Raw genomic sequence first — 23,462 nt, 5'->3', positions numbered from 1 at the left:
TGAGCGGCCCGCGCATGGAAACGACCCGCGCCCAGATCACTGGCCTGCTGCTCGCCGGTGGGCGCGGTATGCGGATGGGCGGCGTCGACAAAGGGCTCCAGATGCTGCGCGGCGCGCCCCTCGCAGCGCACGTGCTGACGCGCCTCGCACCGCAAACCGGCGCGCTGCTGATCAGCGCCAATCGTCATCCCGACGCTTACGTTGCACTTGGCGCACCGTTCGGCGCCACCGTCGTAGCCGATACGCTGCCCGGATTTCCCGGACCGCTGGCCGGCTTGCTTGCCGGGCTGCGCGCAGCCGGCACCACGCACGTGCTGAGCGCGCCCTGCGACTCCCCGTGGCTGCCCGCCGACCTCGCCACCCGTCTCACCGTTGCATTGGACGCGGCTCAGGCCGACATCGCGACCGTAACGACCGTCGACGCCCTGGGCCAGAAGTCGCTACATCCCGTCTTCGCGTTGCTGCGCACGGCGCTGGCCGACGACCTTTCGGCATTTCTCGACGCTGGCGAACGGAAGGTCCGCGCGTGGTACGCACGCCACAGGGCGGTGGAAGTCGTCTTTACCGACGAGCGCGCGTTTTACAATATCAATTCGCTACAAGAACTCGCCGACCTCGAATGTGACTGAGGCCCCGGTTGACAATCCCGCTCGGGCCACACGGCAATTGCTGCTCCCGCCGCCGGTCGCGCCGTCCAGCTCTTCATGACCACGTTTATCGAATCTTCCCGCTGCATCGCGCAGTACGATCCTCATGCGCTACCCGTTTCGGCCGCTCAGGCGATTGTTCGCCAGTGGGTTTCCCCGGTCATGGCCGTCGAGCGCGTACCGTTGCGCGACGCGCTCGACCGGGTGCTGGCAGCCGATATCGTTTCGCCAATCAACGTGCCGTCGCACGACAATTCCGCGATGGACGGCTACGCGTTCAAACGCGCGGCTCTCGCAACCAGCGAGTCCGCAGTCCAGTTGACGGTTATCGGCAAGGCGCTGGCGGGGCATCCGTTCACAGGCGGCATCGACACGCATCAATGCGTGCGCGTGATGACCGGCGCCTGCATGCCGGTTGATTGCGACACGGTGGTGCCGCAGGAACTGGTCGAGCGCAGTGCCGGCGTCGACACCACGTCGATACGTTTTGCGGCCGATGCAGTCGCAGCGGGCGCGAACCGGCGTCTGGCCGGTGAAGATCTCGCGCGCGGCCATGTCGCGCTGCGGGCCGGCCGCATCATGCGTGCGTCGGACCTCGGCTTGCTGGCGTCGCTCGGAATTGGCGAAGTTAGCGTGCGGCGGCGTCTGCGCGTGGCGTTCTTCTCGACCGGCGACGAATTGCGCTCGCTCGGCGAACCGCTCGACCCAGGCTCCGTGTACGACAGCAATCGCTATACGTTGTTTGCCATGCTGCGCCGGCTGAACGTCGACACACTCGACCTCGGCGTCGTGCGCGACGAACCCGCCGCACTCGAAGCCGCTCTGCGCAGCGCCGCCGCCAGCGCGGACGTCGTGTTGACTTCGGGCGGTGTATCGGTCGGCGAAGCGGATTTCACCAAACAATTGCTGCGCACCTTCGGCGATGTCGCGTTCTGGAGCATGGCAATGCGTCCGGGCCGCCCACTCGCGTTTGGCCGCATCTGGTCCGGCGAGCGGCCGGGCGTTGGACTGCCTGCGCTATTCTTCGGCTTGCCCGGCAATCCGGTCGCCGTGATGGTGACGTTCTATCAAATCGTGCGTGAAGCATTGTTGCTGATGTCCGGCGCCACGCCGCCACCACTGCCGGTGATCCACGCGAAAAGCCGTCAGGTCATTCGCAAACGCATCGGCCGCACCGAATTCCAGCGTGGCGTCGCCGAACAGGACGCGCAGGGGCAATGGCATGTCGCGCCAACCGGTTCACAAAGCTCGGGCGTGCTGAGTTCGATGAGCGAAGCTAACTGCTTCATCGTCCTCGGGCATGACGAAGGTGAGATCGACGAAGGAGAACGCGTGGACATCATGCTGTTCGACGGGCTTATCTGACCGACCCGCAGGCAGCGCACGGCACCTTGGCTGCACTCCCGGCTTTAGCCGGCCTTATCCGGCTTCACTCCGCATTACCCGCCTCACCATTACCACTACGACACACGGGTTTGACTCACATGAAAAAACAGATTTCGTTCATTGCACCAGGACAGACGGCCAAAGCACTTATCCTCGTGTACCTGACGTTCTCGGTGCCGATTGTGCTGCTGGGGGTGCTGGTTGCATTCTTCCGTTACGGCTCGGTGGAATTGAGCACGGTGTTCAGCGCACTGCTGCTGAACGCGATTCTGGGTTTCGTCTTGCTGTGGATTGCTTGCCACGCATACAACTGGGTGGCATCACGCTTTGGCGGCATTGAGATTCACCTGGCCGACGCGCCGGAAGAAGCGTAAATGCCCGCGACGATCCGCGCCGCCACGCCCGCGGACACTGCCGCGATCTTTGCGCTGACGTACGAACTGGCCGAATTCGAGCAGCTCACGCATCTCTTTGCCGCGACGCAAGACGATCTGCACGATGCGCTGTTTGGCTCGCGCCCGTCGATCGAAGCGTTAGTGGCAGAGAGCGAAGAACGCCTCGTTGGCTATGCGCTGTTCTTCCACAATTATTCGAGCTTCGTCGGCAAGCGCGGGCTGTATCTCGAAGACGTCTACGTGCAACCGTCACAACGCGGCAGCGGGCTGGGCACCGCGTTTTTGCAGCGCCTCGCGGCGCTTGCGGTGGAACGCCGCTGCGGACGATTCGAGTGGACCGTGCTGGACTGGAATCAGCCGGCCATCAGTTTCTACGAGAAGATGGGCGCGACCGTGTTGCCGGATTGGCGCGTGGTGCGCGTCACGGGCAATGCGCTTGAGCAGTTGGCGGCAGGCGCCTGAAACTGCGTTGCCTGAACGGCAAAACTCAGCGCGCAGCCTACTGCTCGTCAGGATCGACGCCTGATAACACATCGCCGAGTAACCCACTCGCCTCGTCACCCGGCAACGCTTCGACGTCACGCAGCTTGCGGTTCATCATGCGAGTGCGTGTCTCCGCGGCTTCAATCGACCGCGTGACCGTTTCCAGCTGTGCTTTGGTTTTCGCGAGCACGTCGCCGAACTTGCCGAACTCCGTTTTCACCGCGCCGAGCACCTGCCACACTTCGCTCGACCGCTTTTCAATGGCAAGCGTGCGGAAACCCATCTGCAAACTGTTGAGCAAGGCAGTGAGCGTCGTCGGTCCTGCGATCGTCACGCGATAGTCGCGTTGCAGCAAGTCGCTCAAGCCCGGCCTGCGCAGCACTTCGGCATAGAGGCCTTCGGTCGGCAGGAATAGCAGCGCGAAGTCGGTAGTGTGCGGCGGCGATACATACTTCTCCGCGATCGCGCGCGCCTCGGCGCGAATCCGCGCTTCGAGCGAGCGCGACGCTTCTTCCACCGCGACCGGATCGGCGCGCTCCTGCGCGTCGATCAGGCGTTCGTAGTCCTCGCGTGGAAACTTCGCGTCGATCGGCAACCAGACCGGCGTGGCTGCGCTTCCCTGCTCCGCCCGTCCCGGCAGTTTGATCGCGAACTCGACGCGATCCGAGCTCTTTGGCACCGTCGCGACGTTTTTCGCGTATTGGTCGGCGGTGAGCAATTGTTCGAGCAACGCTTCCAGTTGCACTTCGCCCCACGTGCCGCGCGTCTTGACGTTGGTAAGCACTTTCTTCAGATCACCGACACCCGCCGCAAGCGTCTGCATCTCGCCCAGGCCACGATGCACCTGCTCGAGCCTGTCGGACACCAGCTTGAACGACTCGCCCAGGCGCTGCTCAAGCGTGGCGTGCAGCTTTTCGTCGACGGTGCGGCGCATTTCCTCGAGCTTGGCCGAGTTGTTCGCCTCGATATCCTTCAGCCGCTGTTCAATGGTCGCGCGCACTTCAGCGAAGCGCCGGTCGTTCGCCTCGGTCAATTGGCCGAGTTGCTGGCCCAGTGTGTCGCCGAAATGTTTCAGGGAGCGGCCCTGTTCGTCGCGAGCCTGCTGCGCCTGCACCTGCAAACTCTGACGCACCGCGTCGAGTTGCTGCGCGAATCCGTCGATCTTGCCGCCCTGCACCGTCGTCATGCTGCTGAACTGCGCGGCCAGCGTCTGCTGAAAATGCGCGAAACCGCTGCTCTGCTCGGTACGCGATACCCGCGCCGCTTCGGTGATGTCGTTGCGCAGTTGCCGTTCGAGTCGCTCGTAAGCATGCGCCTGGGTGTCGGCGGCGACGTCGATACGTTGGTGCAGCAGTTCGAACTGCTCGTCCTCGTCAGCGCGTTTGGGACCGCGCATCAACAATGCCAGCGCGATGACCAGCGCGACCGCCAGCACCGCGACGGCGGCCACCAGAATCATGGTCATGAACGCGCCCGGCCGATAACGTCAGGGTTGATCGGATTCGGTGGACGGCCCGCCCGCGGACCTTCGCCTAATGCCGCGATCAGGTTATCCGCAGCGAGATTCGCCATTGCGCGGCGCGTGGCGTCGGTCGCGCTGGCAATATGCGGCGTCAGCACGATATTCGACACAGTCAGCAAATCCGGATTCAGATTCGGTTCGCCTTCGTAGACGTCGAGACCTGCCGCTGCAATCTGACCCGAGCGGAGCGCCTGAACGAGTGCCGCGTCGTCGACGATCCCGCCGCGCGCAATGTTGGTCAGCGTCGCTGTCGGCTTCATCAGCGCGAGTTCGGCCGCGCCGATCGTGTGATGATTCTCCTTCGTGTACGGCAGCACCAGCACGACATGATCGGCACGCCGCAACAGTTCTTCTTTCGACACATACGTCGCGCTCAACCCGGCTTCGATCTGCGGCGCCACGCGCGAACGATTGTGATAAATCACCTGCATATTGAAACCCTGTGCACGGCGCGCGAGCGCCTGGCCGATCCGGCCCATGCCGATCACGCCGAGCGTGGAGCCATACAGATCGCTGCCAAGGAATCCGTCGTACGTCCATTTCTGCCATTTACCCGCACGCAGCCAGTGCTCCGATTCAGCGATACGGCGTGCCGCCGCCATCATCAGCGCCCAACCGAAGTCAGCGGTGGATTCGTTCAGCACGTCCGGCGTATTGGTGCCGAGCACGTTCGCCGCGTTGAACGCGGCCATGTCGAAATTGTTGTAGCCCACTGCCATGTTCGACACCGCGCGCAGACGCGGCGCGGCTGCGAGAACGGCGGCGTCGATCGGCTCGCCCGCCGTCAGCGCACCGTCTTTATCCGCGAGACGGCGCTTCAGTTCGTCGGCGGGCAACACGTCGCCCTGATTCCAGTCGACCTCGAAATGTTGCTTGAGCCGCTCGATCACATCGGGAAAGATCGAACGGGCAACGAGGATTTTCTGCATTTCAATTCTCCATATGGCGCGTCGAGCGGAATTAACTCGGCGTCGAGATCGAAGTTAAATCGGATATCAAAAAAAGAGCCAGCCGGTCACAACGAAAAGCGGCAGCAAAACCGCGCCGGACCAGCCCATATATGCAAAAAAACTCGGCATGCGCACGCCGCGCGATTGCGCGATGGCCTTCACCATGAAGTTCGGTGCATTGCCGATATACGTGTTGGCGCCCATGAACACGGCGCCCGCCGAGATCGCGGCAAGCGTGGTCGCGCCAGCGGTCATCAAGTGCTGCGCGTCGCCGCCGGCGAGGTTGAAGAACACGAGGTACGTGGGTGCGTTGTCGAGAAACGACGACAACAGGCCGGTCGCCCAGAAATAACGAATGTCATACGGCTGGCCGGACGGGCCGTTGACCAGATGGACGATGCCCGCGAATGCGCCAGCCTCGCCAGCCCGCAGGATCGTGATGACCGGCACGATCGTCACGAAGATGCCGGCGAACAGTTTCGCCACTTCTTCGATCGGCGCCCAGTTGAAGTCATTACCCGCGCGAGCCGTACGCGGTGTCAATGCGAGCGACAGCAACGTGATGCCGACCAGTGCGATGTCGCGCACCGCGTTCTGCAGCGCCACGTGTGTGCCGAACGCGTCGAACGTGATCTGTGGGCGCCACAACCCGCTCATCAATACGAGTCCGATCACCACGGCCAGTAACAGAAAGTTGATCTTGCCGTCGATCCCGAACGGCAAACCGTCAGGCGTCGGATCGAAAAAACGCGAGCGCTCCTCTTCCCGCCGATGAAAGTAATACGAGTCGAGCGCATAGAACCCGATCAACAGGACGCCGCTGACGAACAGCATGGGCAGCATGAGATGCGTGGTGGTCCAGAAGAAGCTGACGCCTTCGAGGAAGCCGAGAAACAGCGGCGGGTCGCCCAACGGCGACAACGAGCCGCCGACGTTGGCCACCAGGAAGATGAAAAACACGACGACATGAACCACGTGCTGACGATTGTCATTCGCGCGCAGCAACGGACGGATCAGCAGCATGGCTGCGCCGGTGGTGCCCATCACGCTCGCGAGCAATGTGCCGAGCGCGAGAATTGCGGTGTTCAGTCGCGGCGTGCCATGGAGATTGCCGCGCACGCAGATGCCGCCGGCCACCGTGTAAAGCGCGGTGAGCAACACGATGAACGGAATGTACTCGTCGAGCATGGCATGCACCAGCGAAGCGAAGGCCACACCCGTGCCGAACTGCACCGCGAACGGCACAAGGAACACGAGCGCCCACGCTGCTGTAATTTTGCCGAAATGGTGATGCCAGAACGCTGGCGCAATCAGCGGAAATACTGCAATGGAAAGCAGCACGCCCGCGAACGGCAAGCCCCAGAGGGCCGACAGTTTTGCGCCATCGAGCGTCACGGCACAGGCGGGTTCAGACCACACTATCAGCATCAATGCAGCGGCAAGCAACATGACCGCCCGCTCGGCGTGCCCTTTCATAAGCGTGAAGTCCCTGTTATTGCGGGCGGCCAGGCGCGTGTCGGGATGCAGCCGCGCTGGCTGCTCAGGCACCCTGCACGACGATGACATGCACCCGGTAAGGGCCATGCGCACCCAGCACGATGGTCTGTTCGATATCGCCCGTGCGCGAAGGCCCGGAGACGAAATTGACGGCGCGCGGCAACTCGCCACGTTCGTCGCGAATCAGGCCGAACGCCTCTTCATGACCTGAGACGATGCGCGAGGCCGGCACGATGGCAATGTGCGTTTCCGGCAGCAGTCCAGCTGACGCGTAGGTCTCCGGACCCGACAACAACACGAGCGTGCCTGTTTCAGCCGTGGCGCAGAAGCAGCCGGTGAGGCCGACCAGGTCGCCATCTTCCGGTTTGCGGAATTCAACGTTCAAGCCGGCTTCGGCCCAGTGCAAATCTTGCAGCGTTTGCCACGCAATGGCCTGCAGCGGCAACGCATGTTGAGTGAGGTAGCGATGCGCGGCGGCCGGCACGTCGCTCAATGCCGGAACGGTCTCGACCGTGGTGGCCATCTTCTGCGCTTCTTCGATGAAGCGCGCGGCCAGATCAGCCGGCATCTCAGGACGCGGACCTGCGGGATGACGCGCCAGATAATCCGCGGCGGCTTCGCGTTCGGAAGTGGCCGGCTCGGGTTCACGCCCTTGCGCTGCGCGGATGCGCGCCAGGATGTTGCGGCGGGCAATCGATGTGTCCATATGCGAAATCCTCGTGTCGGCAACCGTGCGATATGACGAGAATTATACCGGCCGCCCTTCGCGCGAACACCCTGGCCTAACGGCCTGTTGCGCTGCATTCGACGCGCGGTGAAACTGACCACCGCGCTGATCGAAGCATGGGTAAAACAGTGTGAAGTACTGCAAGAGGTAACGCAGGCAACCACGTTACTTCGCAGCGTCCTCCTCAGGCTGTGCAATGCCGAACACCTGGCGCAAATACGCGAGATACGCTTTGTCTTCGCACATGTTCTTGCCCGGCGAATCCGACAGCTTCGCCACCGGCTGACCATTGCAGCGAACCATCTTGATGACGATCTGCAACGGGTTATAGCCGAGGTCGTTCGTCAGATTGGTACCCACGCCGAATGCGAGCTTGCAGCGTCCGCGGAAACGTTCGTAGAGTTGCAGCACTTTCGGAATGTCGAGCGCGTCGGAGAAAACCAGAATCTTCGTGCGCGGGTCGCAGCGGTTCGCCTCATAGTGCTTGAGCAGGCGTTCGCCCCAGTCGAACGGATCGCCCGAGTCGTGACGCGCGCCGTCGAACAGCTTGCAGAAGTACATGTCGAAGTCGCGCAGGAATGCCTGCATGCCGTATACGTCGGAAAGCGCAATACCCAGGTCGCCGCGATATTCCTTCGCCCACATTTCGAAGCCGAAGGTTTGCGAGTCGCGCAGGCGCGGGCCGAGCGCCTGACACGCCTGCAGGTATTCATGCGCCATCGTGCCGAGCGGCGTGAGGCTGTGCTTCATTGCGTAGAAGACGTTGCTGGTGCCGGCGAACTGCTCGCCCAGGCCGTCTTTCAGCGTGAGAATCACTTCCTCGTGCCATTGCTTCGAGAAGCGGCGACGCGTGCCGTAGTCGGCGATCTTGCAGTCGGCGAATTCCGGACGTGCGCCCAGCAACTGGATCTTTTCGACCAGCCTGCCGCGCCCTTCGCTGTAGTCGGGCTGCTGCTGCGTGTTGCGGAAATAGACCTCGTTGACGATTGCGAGCATCGGAATCTCGAACAGGATCGTATGCAGCCACGGCCCTTTGATCTCGATGTCGATTTCGCCATTGCCCTTCGGCGACGGTTCGATCGAAATGTATTTCTCGCTCAGATGAAACAGCGCGAGAAACTCGATGAAGTCGCCCTTGATGAAGCGCATGCGACGCAGATAGTCGAGCTCGTCGTCGGTGAAGCGCAGCTCGCAGAGCTTGCGGACTTCATCGCGAATCTCGCTGATATACGGCACGAGATCGACATTCGGCGTGCGGCAGCGGAAGCGATATTCCACATTCGCAGCGGGAAAATGATGCAACACCACTTGCATCATTGTGAACTTGTACAGATCGGTATCGAGCAGCGAAGTAATAATCATGATGGTGCGAACTGACCGCTTGAAAAACGGAAGGCCTGACTCAACCCATGCGCTTGCGGCACGCCCCGTGCGCGCCGAATTGACGCATGTTACCCGAATGCGCTTGACTTCAGCGCGGTAGCAGGCTGCCGCACTACTCACCTCGCGAAAGCCCCTCTGGCCGACGCCATAAACTAATCACGAAAACATATAAAAGGCGTCGTCCGATGCTACATGCGCCTCTTGACGTTACGTTACAATAGCGCTTTTGGCGTTTTCGCCTCCCCTGATTCTGCATGCAGGAGCTGCCTGAATGACTCACGTTGTGACCGAAAGCTGCATCAAGTGCCGCTATACCGACTGCGTCGATGTGTGCCCGGTGGACTGCTTTCGCGAAGGTCCCAACTTCCTCGCGATCGACCCCGATGAATGCATCGACTGCGCTGTGTGCGTGGCCGAATGCCCGGTGAATGCCATTTATGCCGAAGAAGACGTGCCGGGCGACCAGCAGAACTTCATCGAGTTGAATGCCGATCTGGCGAAGAACTGGCCGAGCATCACCAAGACCAAGCCGCCACTTCCGGAAGCCGAAGAATTCAAGGACGTGAAGGACAAGCTCGAACTGCTCGCGCGTTGAGCGACTAGCCCGTCAAGTGCCCTGCGAAATTCAAATTTAAATAGAGTTCAACGCAGGGTATTGACAGGCGCTAAAGCTGCCCCTACAATTTCGCTTCTCTGCTGTTGTTGTTCTGTTCCTCGATAGCTCAGTCGGTAGAGCGCCGGACTGTTAATCCGTAGGTCCCTGGTTCGAGCCCAGGTCGAGGAGCCAAGAATTTCAAAAGCCCGTTAACCAAGACGGGCTTTTTAATGTAGATCAAGTTGTATTGCAGTTCCTCGATAGCTCAGTCGGTAGAGCGCCGGACTGTTAATCCGTAGGTCCCTGGTTCGAGCCCAGGTCGAGGAGCCAAAGTTTTGAAAGGCCCGCATCCGTGCGGGCCTTTTTGTTTTGGCGCGCCACTTTTGCTGCACCCTCTTTCGATTGATACCAGATCGTGGTCACGGTCGACACAAGCGTATTTTTCCCCCGCGTCTGCCCCTGCGTCAGAAGGCGTGGCGCGAGCATAGCGATACTTCGTCGTGCTTGCCCTGCTCTCTTCACGGACACGCCGTTATACGATGGCGACTTCCCGGCGCGAATCTCGCGCCCGACTTGCGTCCACCCACGCGCTCATTTCCGGCAATCTCATGAAACCCACCTTGTTGCGCATCGCGCTGGCCGCGGCCACTGCGCTTCTGTTGCCTTTAGCCCACAGCGAGGAAGTCGGTAGCGTCAATACCAACTTCCGCGTAACCGGTTCCGACCGCGTAGTCGTCGAGGCCTATGACGATCCCGTGGTTCAGGGTGTGACCTGCTACGTGTCGCGCGCGAGAACGGGCGGTGTCAAAGGAACGCTCGGCATCGCCGAGGATCCGACCGAAGCGTCGATTGCCTGCCGCCAGGTTGCCGAGATTCATTTCACCGGTCCGGTCAAGAAGCAGGCCGACGTGTTCTCAGTCAGCATGTCGCTAATCTTTAAATCGCTGCATGTGGTACGCGTCGTCGACACCAAACGTAACACTCTGGTCTACCTCACCTATAGCGACCGCGTCGTCAGCGGCAGCGCAAAAAACAGCGTGAGCGCCGTGCCGATGCCGGCCGGCACGACGATCCCTATCAAGTGATATCGGCCGATGGCACAACGTCTGCGCACGGGCGACGACGCGTGCGCCGCGAGCCGGCGCGACGCGCTACACTGATCGGTCCAGCACGATTTTCATCATGACCATCGCTCATCGTTTTCAGGATTCCGCCCGCTACTGGCGCACGCCGCTTCTGCCCGGCGCGGACCTGCTTACCGCCGAATATCACGATCACGAATTCGCGCCGCATTGGCACGATGCGTACACGATTCCGGTGATTGTCGCGGGCGCGGAGGGTTATCGGTATCGCGGTTCAGACTATGTTGCCGAAGCCGGAGGCATGCCGATCATCAACCCCGGCGAGTTGCACACGGGCTCGAAGGCGGTTGACGCGGGCTGGCGGTATCGCGTGATCTATGCACCGGTTGACTTCATCCAGGACCTCGCCAGGGAGCTGAGCGGCAAACCGCAGGCTCTACCGTGGTTTGCGTCTGGCGTAATCCGCGACGACGATCTGGCGACACGGCTCGCGCGCGCTCATTGCCTGTTGGAATCGGACAGCGATCCTCTCGCCGCCGAAGCCGCGATGCTCGACGCGTTGTCGACGCTGCTGGTTCGTTACGCGCAAACCCAGCCCGAGCCATCACGCATCGCCACTGACGATGCGCGCGTGGCAATCATGCAGGAACGGCTCACCGATAATCTCCTCGGGCCGGTTACGCTCGCTGAAGTGGCACAGGCCGCGGGATTATCGCCATTTCATGCGGCACGGCTGTTTACCCAGACGACGGGGCTGCCGCCCCACGCGTGGCGCAATCAGGTGCGCTTGCAGCGCTCGCTGGCACCGCTGCGGGCTGGCGTTTCCGTAACGAATGTCGCGGCCGCGAGTGGGTTTACCGATCAAAGTCACTTCACGCGGCATTTCCGGCGGATGTTTGGGGTACCGCCCGGGCGCTGGCAAGGGAATTAAGGCGGCGCTGATAGCGGCCGTTGCCGTTGCCGTTGCCGTTGCCGTTGCCGTTGATCGTTAACGAAAGCCAGCCGCCCCCACCGCAAGAACGTACAAGCCCCACCCGTTCGTCCCCCGCTAAGCTCCTGAAACCAAGGAGACCAGTTTGACCCACCCCACCACGAGCCTATCCTCCGGCCCAGGCCATCTAAAGGAATTCATCGCCGGCGCACGCGACATCATTCCGATGATGGTCGGGGCGGCCCCATTCGGTGTCATTTTCGGCACGCTCGTTGCATCCGGCCCGCTGCACCTATGGCACGGACAATTGATGTCCCTCGTCGTATTCGCCGGCTCCGCCCAGTTCATTGCGCTCGGTTTGATTGCCGGTCACGCGAGCTTCGCCGTGATCTGGGCCACTACGCTGGTCGTCAATCTGCGTCATGTGCTCTATAGCGCCACGCTCGCGCCGCACGTCGCGCATCTGTCAGCACGCTGGCGGTGGGCGCTCGGTGCACTGCTTACCGACGAAGTCTTCGCCGTCGCCTGGGAGCACTACCGGCATCGGGAGCCCGGCACGGTCGGCCCACACTATTTCTTCGGCGCGGGTCTGGCGATGTATCTCAACTGGCAGATCTGGACCATCGCCGGCCTGCTCTTCGGCGCAGCCTTTCCCGGCCTGCAATCGCTCGGACTCGATTTCGCGATGGTCGCCACCTTCATCGCGATCGTCGTGCCGCAGCTTGTCGCGCTGCGCTACATTGCGGCTGCCGCAACTGCGGGCACGCTGGCTTTTTTCTGGCAGGCGTGGCCGTACAAACTCGGTCTGCTGGGCGCTGTGTTCGCAGGCGTCGCGATTGGCGTGCTGTTATCCAACTCGCGCTCCAACCCGCGCGGCGCACGGAAAACCGCGGAGGCATCGCAATGAACTATGTCGTCCTGATCCTCGGCATGGCCGTCATCACGTGGGTAATCCGCGCCGCGGTGTTCGTCCTCGGTGACCGGCTGGTGTTCTCGCCGCTCGTGCGCACCGCGCTCGGTTTCGTCCCCGTCACCGTGCTGACGGCGATCATCGTGCCGATGGCCATTTCACCGCACGGCGCTAACGCCGAGTTGAGCTGGCGCAATCCGCAACTGGTCGGCGCACTCGCGGCCATTGCGGTCAGCGCGCTGACGCGGCGGCCGCTTCTGACCATCGCGGTTGGCCTGACGGTATTTTTTGTCTGGCAATGTGTCGTGCTTAAATAGACGGCAAGCGTCGGCCTCCTGATCGTCGTGCAGATGCCGATGCCGATGCCGATGCCGATGCCGATGCCGATGCCGATGCCGATGCCGACATGTAGGTTGCCGTTGCCGCGTCATCGACATTGACGTTGGCTCCGCACCTGCGTCATCGCTGACGTCTCCCCGCCACAGTCGTCGGAGCGCCCCGCGCGCCCGCACGCCCGCGCGCCGACACATTCCTCTAAAGCGGTCGCTCACCGGCCGCCTGCCCTCAAGTTTCCAGCGAATCCGCCGATATGCAGTCGAGGTCCGCGTATCGGCATCGGGTCCGTCCCGCTGCTCCCGCGGCAACTGCAGGAATCAACCGCGCCGGCATCCGGCGTCGTGTCGCCCGGAGTCCGCGTGCGGCCGATGACACGCCGATGCCGCGCGGCAGTACCAAACGGGATAACACATGGGTCAAATCACCCTCAAGCTCAAAGACGAGACCCTTGCGTCACTACGCAAGGATTTCGACGCTTTTCTGCGAGTATCGCTAAAGCTCGATCCGCAGTTCGCGACGCCGTCGTTTGAGGACTTTTTGCGCGCCAAGCTGCTCGACAACATGGTTCCGCTGACCGAACACGCGGTTCAGCGAATGCTTCAAGGTGGTCAATACGCGTGGGCCAAACGCACGCTGGACAAAGAATTCCCGGACGTCGTGGCGATTTTGATGCGGCAGGCGAGCGAGTTCGGCTTTGGCTTTGCGGCGCGTTCCGAATGGACGCCGGAAGAACTCGCCAAGCAATGTCGCGACTGGGCCGCCGCGATCGTCAAGGAAGCAGAAGGCGACGCGACTCTGGTCGATCCGCTCGCGGCGCAGATCAAAAGCGCGGCACAGGACATCCAGGCACTCGAGGAAGCCATGCAGACCCCCGCATGGCGGCTGGTGGAGTCGTTGCGTCAGCGCGTCTACGAGGCAAAGGTGGCGTGCGAAATGAGCGTGGGCAGCACTGCGCGCGAAAAGCTCGGCGAATTGCGCGGTCTGCTGCGCCTGGGTATCTCGCACGGCTCTTTCCAGAAGCAGGAAGCGCAGCAGATCATGGAATATTTGCGCCTGCTCAAGCCCGAGATTTTTGCCGAAGAACCGTACGACGTGTTTTCGCGGATGGCGGCATGGCTGCGCAATTTCTTTACGCCGCCGAGGCCGGTGGCGCAGCAACAGCAGCAGCGGTCGCGGTAGTTGTCACGGACTTGAGACGGCATCTATCCGGATACGGATGGTTGCCCAGCGAGCAGCGGCAATAGCGCAGGTCGAGCGAAGTTTCCGGTCTGATGGGCGAAGCTCAATCCCACATTTTTCTCAGTTTCGCCGCAATCACGATCTTCGCCTGCGCCGCCGCAGCCAGCCCTGCAGCCGTGGGTGCGCTCGGCACCGGCACGCGCGGCCACGCATAAGCGTCGAACAACGGCATCAGGTGCGCGGGAATAAAGCGCGTACGCGACGCCCACACGTGACGGTCCCCCATATGCGTCTGGTTGTGCACATAAAAACGCTGCGGCACGACGATATGCAGATCCTCTTTTGCGCGCGTCATCGCGACGTATAACAGCCGGCGCTCCTCGTCGATTTCCTCTTCGCTCCCCGTTCCGAGATCGGACGGAATGCAGCCGTCGACGCCATTCAGCACGAACACGTTGCGCCACTCCTGCCCCTTCGCCGAATGGATCGTGGACAGGATCAGGTAGTCCTCGTCGATCAGCGGCACGCCTGATTCGCCGCTGGTGGCGTCAGGCGGATCGAGCGTCAACTCGGTCAAAAAACGCTCGCGCGATGGGTACGTCGCCGCAATGCTTTCCATCTGCAACACGTCCGCATGACGGATCGCGGCGTCTTCGTGATTGCGTTCCAGATGCGGCTCGTACCAGCGTCGCACCATCTCGAACTCGGCGGGCCACGGTGTCTGGCGCCCGTACACGCTCGACATCAGGCAAACGAACGGATGCCAGTCCGCCTGTGCGCGAGCGGGGGCGGTGAAAGCGGCGAGCGCGCCGCCGGCTGTCTGGACGGGATCGCCGCTTTCACCGTCCCCGCCCGCGCGCGCTGCGATCTCGTCGAGCACTTTTGCCGCAGTCGCCGGCCCGACGCCCGGCAGCAACTGCACGACACGAAAACCCGCGACGCGATCGCGCGGATTTTCCGCCCAGCGCAGCACGGCCAACACGTCCTTGACGTGCACCGAATCGAGAAATTTGAGGCCGCCGAATTTGACGAACGGAATGTTGCGCCGGGTCAGTTCGACCTCCAGCGCGGCGCTGTGCTGCGCGGTACGGAACAACACCGCTTGCGACTTGAGCGTCATGCCCTGCTCGCGTGCTTCGAGCACCTGCTCGACGATGTAGCGGGCCTGATCGGCCTCATCGGCGACCGTGACAACACGCGGACGTTGCGCCGACGCCGTGTCGGTCCAGAGATTCTTCGTGTAGCGCTCGCTGGCCAGTTCGATCACCGCGTTGGACGCCGCCAGAATCGGTGCGGTCGACCGGTAGTTGCGTTCGAGCGTGACCTGTTTCGCGGGCGGATCGAAATGCGCCGGGAAATCAAGAATGTTGCGAATGGTGGCGCCGCGAAACGAGTAGATGGACTGCGCGTCGTCGCCGACGACCGTCAGGCCGCGCCCATCCGGTTTCAGTGCGAGCAGGATCGACGCCTGCAGCCGGTTGGTGTCCTGATACTCATCGACCAGCACGTGATCGAAGCGCGCCGACAGATCGGCTGCAATGGTGGGTTCAGCGGCCATATGCGACCAGTACAGCAGCAGGTCGTCATAGTCGAGCACGCTCTGCTTCTGCTTCGCGTCGACGTAAGCGGCGAACAGCATCCGCAGATCGGCCTCCCATTCGCGGCACCATGGGAACGCATTGTCGAGCACGTGGCCAAGCGGCGCGCCCGTATTCACGACGCGTGAATAAATGGCAAAGCACGTGCCCTTGGCCGGAAAGCGCCGCTCCTTCGCGGACAAACCGAGTTCGTGGCGCACGAGATTCATCAGGTCGGCGGAATCCTCGCGGTCGTTGATCGTGAAGGCGGGGGCCAGGCCGATCAGCTCGGCATATTCGCGCAACAGCCGCGCACCCACACTGTGAAATGTGCCGGACCACGTCAGCCCTTGCACGAGCGCGGCCCGCGTACCGAGCGCCGCTCCGGCAATGCGTGTGACGCGGCGCGTCATTTCGAGCGCGGCTCGACGCGAAAAGGTCAGCAGCAGGATGCGGCGTGGATCAGCGCCCTTCACCACCAGATTCGCGACCCGATGCGCGAGGGTATTGGTCTTGCCGGAACCCGCCCCGGCGATAACCAGCAACGCACCTGGCGGCGCATTGGGCGTGTCGGCGCCATATTCGACGGCCTCGCGTTGCGCGACATTGAGCTTCGCCAGCCAGGCGGCGCTATCGAACGATGAGGACGGCGGCGGGGATTCGGCGACGGAGAGCACAGTGGATTTGGGCGTTGAATGGAATCAGGATGGCGACGCATACTGTATATCCATACAACCGCCGCCGACAAGCGACCCTTTTTTTGGTCGCTCGTTGACTGTGGTTTTTAGGGACCGGGGCACCGCGCGGAGCGCGCAGCAGAACACGCAGAACGGTTTTCAGCACACGCTCAGTTTCGCGCTCGAGAACGCGAGCGCGGGGGCAGGCGCAGGCGCAGAAACAACTTGCCTGACGGCGTGCCAAGAAAAAGAAACGGCCCGCACAAGCTCCAACGCGCCGCGCTTATCCAACCGACTTATTGCTTCTTCGCGTCCTTCAGACTGGCGTCGGCATTTGCCTTGTCGGCATCGGTTTGGGCATCGGTCTTTTTCTTGTCAGCCTTGGCCTGCGCGACCGACGCCTTCTTGTCTGCCTTCGACTGTTCCTTCGCGGCCTTCTTGTCCGCGTGGGTGACGGGTGCGGCAGCCGGGTCGCTGGCCTGAGCGAACGCTACCGACGACAGACAGCCGGCAATCAACGCGGCATAAATCTGATTTCTCGTCGAATTGGTGATTTTCATGCGGTACCTCCATAGGACTTTCGATGCAGAAGCCACTCGCTTCTGTCGCGCGTGCCGCAGGGCCGTGGCGTGAGCGTCAGAACGGCATAAGGCCGTTAGCCAACAGACCGTATGGCTACTCTGTGTAGCCGCTCTAAAACGTGGCGCCGAATGTCGAATGACGTATTCGTCACCCGGCGCCACGCGTCAGCCGTCCGGCGTCGCATCGCTTAGTGCTTCGTGTCGGCGCCATCCGTCTGCGCCGACGTCTGACCTTGCATGTTCATCTTCATTTCGTTGTCGGCGGCCTGCTTATCGGCCTTTTTATTGACCTTCGCGTCGCGCACCTGCTCCTTGTATTGCGCCTTCGCCGCCTTCTGCTGATCCTTCAGGTCAGCCTTCGACGCCTTCTTCGACGCCCGATATTCGGCGTTGGCCTGCGCATTGGCATCGCGCTTTTGCACCAGCGGATCGGTCGAGCCCGACGCTGTCAGGCGCGTCGGCGCCGGCGTGGCCGGCTGCATGCCCGGTGCAGCGGGAGCCGCGTCCGCGCCCTGTTGCATCTGGGCCTGCGGCTGGTCGCCCATCCCTGCGGCCGGCTGCGCGGTTTGCGCTACGGCGGCCGTGGCGGCGAAAGCACTCAGGGCGGTACCGATCAGAATCGAACGAATCTGGGTCATGACTATTCCTCTCTAAAGTTGTTGTGACACGGGCGAACCATCGAGCTACGAAGGGAGATGAAAAGCCGTTTCCCCACGTGCGTCACCCGGTCTTCTCGCTACTGAAAATTCAGCAGCCTTTGCTACATGAGTTCACTTTACGAGTGAAATCGATGACGTACTACCTACGTTACGGAAGGTTTCACTTTCTGACAATCTCATAACAACTGCTTGCCACGGTCCGTACAAGGGCGGCGGCCACCTTGGGCTTCATCCAGGGCAAGCTTGTGCTTTATGATGCGAACCCTTTGCCTGAAGGTGCAAACGCCATGCCCAACCTCGATTTCACGCTCACCGGCGACTACGTCGAACTGCACAATCTGCTGAAGATTACGGGCCTTGCGGACAGCGGCGGGTCGGCAAAAATGATGGTTGCCGACGGCGCAGTGACGGTCGACGGCCGGGTCGAAACACGTAAAACCTGCAAAATCCGCGCGGGCCAGGTCGTCCTGCTGGGTGACACGCGGATTGCGGTGCACGAGGCCTGACGACGCCTGACGCTCGCGCAGGCCCGGCGCGCAGTCCGAAACCTGGGGGGAAAAGACGCACCAGAATCGTGCTTCGTCCATCGACAGCGCCGGGCGCAACCAATAAGCTATGGCTTTCGGCAGACAAACAGTTGGCTGAACCGAGCGGCTTACAGCACGGTTGCATGGGTCAAGGCGCGACCAGCAGCGACTGACACGCGCGATCACAGCAGGCAATATCCGCGGGCGACGGGCGCGAGTTTCCAGACCCGAACGTTTCGTCGAAGCCCTCGACTCGCCCGGCCCTACCTTTTCATCGAGGTTCAAAAGGTCCGCGCACGCGCCGCCAACGTGCAGTCACGCCGCCGACCCACTGTCGCCATTCCGCTACTTCCGCCGTCAGGCGCTTTCATGACTCAATCCGGCTTCTCCCGGGTGGCCGCCCGGCCGCCGACCCTGTCCCGCCACGCAGCCGATACGGCACGGCTCGCCGCGCCCCTTGCCATCGCGCAACTGTCGCAGATGGCGATGAGCGTCACCGATACGATCCTGCTAGGTTCGCTCGGGCCCGATGCGCTGGCCGCGGGCGGCCTCGGCGCCAACCTGTTTTTTGTCGTAGTCACGCTGCTGCAAGGCGTGCTGACCTCGGTGAGCGTGAGCGTGTCGCACGCGCGCGGCGCGCAGGACGAGGGCCGCGTGCCGGACATCTACTGGACCGGCTTCGTGCTGTCTCTGCTGCTGTCGGTGCCGGCATTCATCCTGTTGTCGTTCGCTTCGCAGATCCTGCTCGCGTTCGGCGAACCGGGGCTGCTTGCGCACAACGTCGGCGAGTACGCGGCAGTGTTGCGCTGGGGTGCGCCCGCGAGTCTGATCGGCGTCGGACTGATGCGCTCGTTCCTGCCGGCAATCGGCGCGGCCAAACGGCTGCTGTGGGTGTCGATCGCGAGCGTCGCGGTGAACGGGTTCCTGAATTACGGGCTGATTCACGGCGCTTATGGTCTGCCGCGACTCGGCTTTCTCGGCTCGGCGGCGGCGACGTCGATCACTGTCTGGCTGAGCGCAATCGTGCTGATGGCGCTGCTGCATCTGCGGCCGCGCTATCGCCATTTCGTTGTCGCGACACGGCTTAACGTCCCGTTGATGGGCGAACTGTTCGGCATTGGCTGGCCGGTCGCGATCACGTACGGCGTCGAATCGATGCTCTTTCTCGCCACCGGCCTGATGGTCGGCCTGCTCGGCGAGTCGCAACTGGCGGCGCATCAGATCGCGCTGAACGTGGCGTCGGTGGCGTTCATGGTGCCGCTCGCGATTGGCCAGGCGGCCAATGTGCGCGTCGGCTACTGGTCCGGCGCCGGACAGCCGCTGGCTGCGCGCCATGCGGGCTTTGTCGCACTCGCGCTGGGCGTCGGCTTCATGACGCTGTCGGGCGGCGTGCTGATCGCAGCGCCGCGCTGGATCGTCGGCCTCTACCTGCATCTCGACGATCCGGCCAACGCGGCCACGGTCGCGCTGGCCAGTTCGCTGCTTGGCGTGGCGGCTATTTTTCAGATCGTCGACGGCATGCAGACGGTCGGCTCAGGTTGCCTGCGCGGCTTGAAAGACACTCGTGTGCCGATGATCGCCGCCGCCTTCGGCTACTGGGTAATCGGCTTTCCAACCGGCTATACGCTGGCGTTTCACTTCGGTCTCGGCGCACGCGGGCTGTGGTGGGGACTCGCGGCGGGTCTGGCGAGCGTGGCCGTGCTGATGACGCTGCGCTTTCACAAGCTGAGTCTGCGGCACGTGCCGCGTGCGCCAGACGCGCCGCCGGTCGGGTCCGCTTGAACTGCGCGTGAATCGGCTTCGGTAGACGGACAGATTGATACGCGACGGGGCCGACATACAAGCGGCTCTGGTCATTCAGACAATCAACCCGGCTGATGAAAACCGGCGAGATTTTGGTCACGAAAAACTCGCCGCTACGCGTGACGATCTACGCGCGCACGGGCGCACCCACGCCGATCCGTACCACCCGAAACCGCTGCACGACCTGATCGACTAACGCGGATAAGTGCCTTGCGGAAAAGCGCGTCGCCGCATCGACACAACCGCCGCATCCGATCCGTGCGCTGCAAAAGGTAAAATGCCGGTCCCGGCGCGCTGGCGCGCACCCGCATCCACGCGTCGGAACGCGCTAGCGTGCCTCACAAAGGCCAGCGCCGCCGCAGGGTTCATCCACGCCCGCCGACTTGCCGTCTTGCCGTCTTGCCGTCTTGCCGTCTTGCCGTCTTGCCGTCTTGCCGTCTTGCCGTCTTGCCGCGTTGCCGCATTGCCGACTTGCCGCGGCAGACTTCGATAGCGCGCCGTCTTCCATGATGACCCGCTCGACAGACTCGCTCTAATCTCATTGTCTCGCGATAAAACATAACCAAGGACCACCTGTCATGCTTGCCCGCGTCACCCGTTTATTTCCGCTCTGGGCCGTGCTCGTTTCGGTCGCCGCGTATTTCTCGCCGGCGTCGTTCGCCGGCATCGCTCCGCACGTCACCACGCTCCTCACCATCATCATGCTGGCGATGGGCGTCACGCTGTCGGTGGCCGATTTCCAGCGTGTGTTCACGCGGCCCGCGCCGGTGATCGCCGGAATCGTGCTGCATTACCTCGTGATGCCGCTCGCCGCGTGGGCAATCGCCAAGGCACTGCGCATGCCGCCGGATCTGACCGCCGGCATGGTGCTGGTAGGCAGCGTGGCGAGCGGCACCGCGTCGAACGTGATGATCTATCTGGCGCGCGGCGACGTCGCGTTGTCGGTGACCATCAGCGCGCTGTCGACACTGGTCGGCGTGTTCGCGACGCCACTGCTCACGCGCCTTTACGTGGACGCGTCGATTTCCGTCGACGTCCACGGCATGCTGATGAGCATCCTGCAGATCGTCGCGCTGCCGATCGTGGTCGGCCTGATCATCAACCATCTGTTCGGCAAGATCGTGCGCAAGATCGAGCCGATTCTGCCGCTGGTCTCGATGGTCGCGATCGTGCTGATCATCGGCGCCGTGGTGGGCGGCACGCAGAAGAGCATCGCATCGGTCGGGCTCGTGGTGATGGTGGGGGTGGTGCTGCATAACGGCATCGGCCTTCTCGGCGGCTATTGGGGCGGCCGTCTGCTCGGCTTCGACGAAGCGGTCTGCCGTACGCTCGCAATCGAAGTGGGCATGCAGAACTCGGGCCTCGCGGCCACGCTCGGCAAGCTGTATTTCACGCCGATTGCCGCGTTGCCGGGTGCGTTGTTCTCGGTATGGCACAACCTGTCGGGCTCGCTGCTCGCGGGACACTGGGCGGGTCGCCCGGCGAAAGGCTCGACTTATCCGGAGGGTCAGCAGGTGCCGGAGGCCAGGCGCGGATAAGCTGGGTTTGCCAGAAACCTCAACCATCGCGGTCTCGCGCCAGGCGATGACCGCGATGTTGCGATGTTGCGATGTTGCGACCGCGCGACGCGCGGCGCGCGCGGCGCGGCGCGCCGCGGATGGTTGGCGCCCACCGCGCTTCCTTCGCTCACGCCGTCCATCTGTTCCAGCCCGGGCGATCGCGCTCTGCCTATCAGTCCACGCATCGCGACCGCATCCGAACAGCGAGCCGGCGCTGACGCCGCGCTCAAACACTTCGCCTGAAACCCACTACCCCGAATCCCCCGCCGCTGCCCGCCCCAAAAAACCCCACTCGCAGAATCCCTTAGAATGCATTTCTCGTCAGCGTGAGCTACGCTGCCGCCACGAAAAGCGTACCAACCAAGGGAAGACAGCGTGCCGGGGCATCACAACCAGAACGACGACGCACAGCAGCACAAGCACACATTCCGCCAACCCCGGAAGCCACTCACCTGGGAATCGGCGAGACATTTTTTCCTGCTACTTTGCGCGACGGCATTTCTGACCGCCTGCGCCACCAAACCTCCCGCCACCGCGTTCGATCGACCGATCAGCCACGCGCTCCCCGCCACCGAAACCACTGCGCTGCGCACCGCACTTGCGCCGCTCGAAGCCGCGCATCCGGGGCAATCGGGTTTCCGTGTGTTGTCGAACGGCACCGACGCGTTGCAGATGCGCATCGCGCTCGCACGTGCGGCGACCAAAACCCTCGACATGCAGTACTACATCGCCAACGAGGACACCACCGGCAAGCTGCTGCTCGGGGCCGCGCTCTATGCAGCGGACCACGGCGTGCGGGTGCGCATGCTGGTCGACGATCTGAATTTCAAGGACATCGACCGCGTGATGGCGGGCCTGAATTCGCACGACAACATCGAGATTCGCGTCTTCAATCCGTTTGGCAGTGCGCAGGAAGGCATGTTCGAACGCACGACGAATCTCTTCACGCAGATCGGCCATTTCACTCGCCGCATGCATAACAAGGCGATGATCGCAGACAACCAGCTGGCGATTGTCGGCGGCCGCAATCTCGGCGACGAATATTTCAGCGCAAGCGAAACGCTGCAATTCCGCGATCTCGATGTGCTGGCCGCGGGCCCGATTACCGCCGACATTTCCGCGAGTTTCGACGACTACTGGAACAGCAGCATTTCCTATCCGCTGCGGGTGCTGAACAAACAGAAATTCGATCAACAGGAACTCGACGCCACACGCGACGATCTGCGCGCGCACTGGCGCACCAATGCCGATCCGTACAACGCCAAACCGCTGAACGCGACACCGCTCGCGCAGCAGATTGCTAACGAGTCGCTCGGCCTGACCTGGGCGCCCGCCGAATTCAAGGCGGACTCGCCGGACAAGATCGAAAATCCCTCACCCGATTACGTCAGCCCGCCGATGCAGCGGCTAAGCGAATTGATGCGCGACGCGCGCCAGGATTTCCTGATCATTTCGCCATACTTCGTACCGCACGAGGGCGGCGTCAAGGCTGCCGGCGAACTGACCCATCGCGGCGTCCGTATCGCCGTGCTGACCAATTCGCTCGCCGCCACCGACGCAGTCGCGGTGCAGGCGGGCTACAGTCCGTTTCGTGTGCCGTTGCTGCAGCAAGGCGTCGAACTGTACGAATTCAAGCCGCAGCAGGACACGCCGACCGCGCGTCTGACCGGCTCGAAATCGCGCGCCAGTTTGCATGCAAAGACGTACGTGATCGACCACAAGATTCTGGTGATCGGTTCGATGAATCTCGATCCCCGTTCGGCCAATCTGAACACCGAACTGGCGCTGGTGATTCACAGCCCGCCACTCGCCGAACAGGTCGCGCAGATCTTCGCGCGCGCTACATCCCCGGAGGCAAGCTACCGCGTCACGCTCGCGGACGACACGCAGCTTGCCTATCTCCACTCGATCGGTGCGCCACTGTCACCGCTCGTGTGGACCGATACCGAAGACGGCATCAGCCGCACCTACATTTTCGATCCACAGGCCGGGTTATACCGGAATGCGTTAACGGGTCTATTCTCCCTATTGCCTGTCAACGCAGAACTTTGAGAAG

The 23,462-nt window shown here is 62.5% G+C and carries 22 protein-coding genes and 2 tRNA genes; 16 read left to right on the top strand and 8 right to left on the bottom strand.

The window, feature by feature from the left end; genetic code table 11:
- Positions 1-14 precede the first annotated feature (14 nt).
- The 4 genes from mobA (at position 15) to LMG28727_RS24270 (ending at position 2,890) form a co-directional block, all read left to right on the top strand.
- On the top strand, positions 15-629 hold the full coding sequence (gene mobA, locus LMG28727_RS24285; RefSeq protein WP_201644861.1) for a molybdenum cofactor guanylyltransferase MobA: 615 nt from the start codon (positions 15-17) through the stop codon (positions 627-629).
- 75 nt (positions 630-704) lie between these two features.
- Positions 705-2,012: a molybdopterin molybdotransferase MoeA gene (gene moeA / locus LMG28727_RS24280; protein ID WP_201644860.1), complete on the top strand. Its 1,308-nt coding sequence runs from the start codon at positions 705-707 to the stop codon at positions 2,010-2,012.
- 119 nt (positions 2,013-2,131) lie between these two features.
- Positions 2,132-2,407, top strand: coding sequence for a hypothetical protein (locus LMG28727_RS24275; RefSeq protein WP_201644859.1), 276 nt, complete (start codon positions 2,132-2,134; stop codon positions 2,405-2,407).
- A complete protein-coding gene (locus LMG28727_RS24270; RefSeq protein WP_201644858.1) occupies positions 2,408-2,890 on the top strand; it encodes a GNAT family N-acetyltransferase in 483 nt (160 codons plus the stop codon).
- 37 nt (positions 2,891-2,927) lie between these two features.
- Here the strand turns inward: LMG28727_RS24270 and LMG28727_RS24265 are convergent, their stop codons facing one another.
- The 5 genes from LMG28727_RS24265 to pncB all read right to left on the bottom strand — a co-directional run bounded on the left by LMG28727_RS24265 (position 2,928) and on the right by pncB (position 8,969).
- A complete protein-coding gene (locus LMG28727_RS24265) occupies positions 2,928-4,376 on the bottom strand; it encodes a DNA recombination protein RmuC (protein ID WP_201644857.1) in 1,449 nt (482 codons plus the stop codon).
- The gene (locus tag LMG28727_RS24260; protein ID WP_201644856.1) at positions 4,373-5,362 is read right to left on the bottom strand and encodes a 2-hydroxyacid dehydrogenase; all 990 of its coding nucleotides are present in this window, start codon (positions 5,360-5,362) and stop codon (positions 4,373-4,375) included. Before LMG28727_RS24260 ends, LMG28727_RS24265 begins: the two co-directional genes overlap by 4 nt.
- A 66-nt stretch (positions 5,363-5,428) precedes the next feature.
- Positions 5,429-6,859, bottom strand: coding sequence for a sodium:proton antiporter (locus tag LMG28727_RS24255; RefSeq protein WP_201644855.1), 1,431 nt, complete (start codon positions 6,857-6,859; stop codon positions 5,429-5,431).
- A 64-nt stretch (positions 6,860-6,923) separates the two neighbouring features.
- On the bottom strand, positions 6,924-7,586 hold the full coding sequence (locus LMG28727_RS24250; RefSeq protein ID WP_201644854.1) for a LutC/YkgG family protein: 663 nt from the start codon (positions 7,584-7,586) through the stop codon (positions 6,924-6,926).
- A gap of 186 nt (positions 7,587-7,772) precedes the next feature.
- Complete coding sequence (gene pncB, locus LMG28727_RS24245) at positions 7,773-8,969, bottom strand: nicotinate phosphoribosyltransferase (protein ID WP_201644853.1); 1,197 nt, start codon at positions 8,967-8,969, stop codon at positions 7,773-7,775.
- Positions 8,970-9,261: 292 nt separating this feature from the next.
- On the opposite strand from pncB, the gene fdxA reads away from it, so the two are divergent.
- From fdxA to LMG28727_RS24205, 8 genes are all read left to right on the top strand, one after another.
- The gene (gene fdxA, locus LMG28727_RS24240; protein WP_074764973.1) at positions 9,262-9,585 is read left to right on the top strand and encodes a ferredoxin FdxA; all 324 of its coding nucleotides are present in this window, start codon (positions 9,262-9,264) and stop codon (positions 9,583-9,585) included.
- A gap of 116 nt (positions 9,586-9,701) precedes the next feature.
- Positions 9,702-9,777, top strand: a tRNA-Asn gene (locus LMG28727_RS24235).
- A gap of 62 nt (positions 9,778-9,839) precedes the next feature.
- Positions 9,840-9,915: transfer RNA gene (locus LMG28727_RS24230), tRNA-Asn, on the top strand.
- 278 nt (positions 9,916-10,193) lie between these two features.
- Positions 10,194-10,670, top strand: coding sequence for a CreA family protein (locus LMG28727_RS24225; protein WP_201644972.1), 477 nt, complete (start codon positions 10,194-10,196; stop codon positions 10,668-10,670).
- Positions 10,671-10,767: 97 nt separating this feature from the next.
- A complete protein-coding gene (locus LMG28727_RS24220) occupies positions 10,768-11,598 on the top strand; it encodes an AraC family transcriptional regulator (RefSeq protein ID WP_201644852.1) in 831 nt (276 codons plus the stop codon).
- A 226-nt stretch (positions 11,599-11,824) separates the two neighbouring features.
- Positions 11,825-12,505, top strand: a complete 681-nt coding sequence (locus LMG28727_RS24215; RefSeq protein ID WP_236592327.1) for an AzlC family ABC transporter permease — start codon at positions 11,825-11,827, stop codon at positions 12,503-12,505.
- Positions 12,502-12,825, top strand: coding sequence for an AzlD domain-containing protein (locus LMG28727_RS24210; RefSeq protein WP_201644850.1), 324 nt, complete (start codon positions 12,502-12,504; stop codon positions 12,823-12,825). Before LMG28727_RS24215 ends, LMG28727_RS24210 begins: the two co-directional genes overlap by 4 nt.
- A 430-nt stretch (positions 12,826-13,255) precedes the next feature.
- Positions 13,256-14,023: a DUF4088 family protein gene (locus LMG28727_RS24205; protein WP_201644849.1), complete on the top strand. Its 768-nt coding sequence runs from the start codon at positions 13,256-13,258 to the stop codon at positions 14,021-14,023.
- A 103-nt stretch (positions 14,024-14,126) separates the two neighbouring features.
- Here LMG28727_RS24205 and LMG28727_RS24200 read toward each other — a convergent pair whose 3' ends face one another.
- The 3 genes from LMG28727_RS24200 to LMG28727_RS24190 all read right to left on the bottom strand — a co-directional run bounded on the left by LMG28727_RS24200 (position 14,127) and on the right by LMG28727_RS24190 (position 17,496).
- A complete protein-coding gene (locus tag LMG28727_RS24200; protein WP_201644848.1) occupies positions 14,127-16,277 on the bottom strand; it encodes an ATP-dependent helicase in 2,151 nt (716 codons plus the stop codon).
- A gap of 296 nt (positions 16,278-16,573) precedes the next feature.
- The gene (locus LMG28727_RS24195) at positions 16,574-16,837 is read right to left on the bottom strand and encodes a hypothetical protein (RefSeq protein WP_201644847.1); all 264 of its coding nucleotides are present in this window, start codon (positions 16,835-16,837) and stop codon (positions 16,574-16,576) included.
- Positions 16,838-17,046: 209 nt separating this feature from the next.
- Positions 17,047-17,496 carry a hypothetical protein gene (locus LMG28727_RS24190; RefSeq protein WP_201644846.1) on the bottom strand — a complete coding sequence of 150 codons (450 nt, stop codon included), beginning with the start codon at positions 17,494-17,496 and terminating at the stop codon, positions 17,047-17,049.
- 308 nt (positions 17,497-17,804) lie between these two features.
- Here LMG28727_RS24190 and LMG28727_RS24185 point away from each other — a divergent pair, with 308 nt between their 5' ends.
- The 4 genes from LMG28727_RS24185 to LMG28727_RS24170 all read left to right on the top strand — a co-directional run bounded on the left by LMG28727_RS24185 (position 17,805) and on the right by LMG28727_RS24170 (position 23,458).
- Positions 17,805-18,023 (top strand): RNA-binding S4 domain-containing protein, encoded by a 219-nt coding sequence (locus tag LMG28727_RS24185; RefSeq protein ID WP_011489423.1) that lies wholly within the window; start codon positions 17,805-17,807, stop codon positions 18,021-18,023.
- A gap of 390 nt (positions 18,024-18,413) precedes the next feature.
- Positions 18,414-19,826 (top strand): MATE family efflux transporter, encoded by a 1,413-nt coding sequence (locus LMG28727_RS24180; protein WP_201644845.1) that lies wholly within the window; start codon positions 18,414-18,416, stop codon positions 19,824-19,826.
- Between the two features lie 599 nt (positions 19,827-20,425).
- A complete protein-coding gene (gene panS, locus LMG28727_RS24175; RefSeq protein ID WP_201644844.1) occupies positions 20,426-21,385 on the top strand; it encodes a ketopantoate/pantoate/pantothenate transporter PanS in 960 nt (319 codons plus the stop codon).
- A 498-nt stretch (positions 21,386-21,883) separates the two neighbouring features.
- Entirely contained in the window at positions 21,884-23,458 is a 1,575-nt protein-coding gene (locus tag LMG28727_RS24170; RefSeq protein WP_407945865.1) for a phospholipase D family protein, read from the top strand.
- Positions 23,459-23,462 lie beyond the last annotated feature (4 nt).

It is taken from the genome of Paraburkholderia metrosideri (assembly GCF_904848625.1).
Classification (GTDB): domain Bacteria; phylum Pseudomonadota; class Gammaproteobacteria; order Burkholderiales; family Burkholderiaceae; genus Paraburkholderia; species Paraburkholderia metrosideri.
This window is presented reverse-complemented; position numbering and strand designations above follow the sequence as displayed.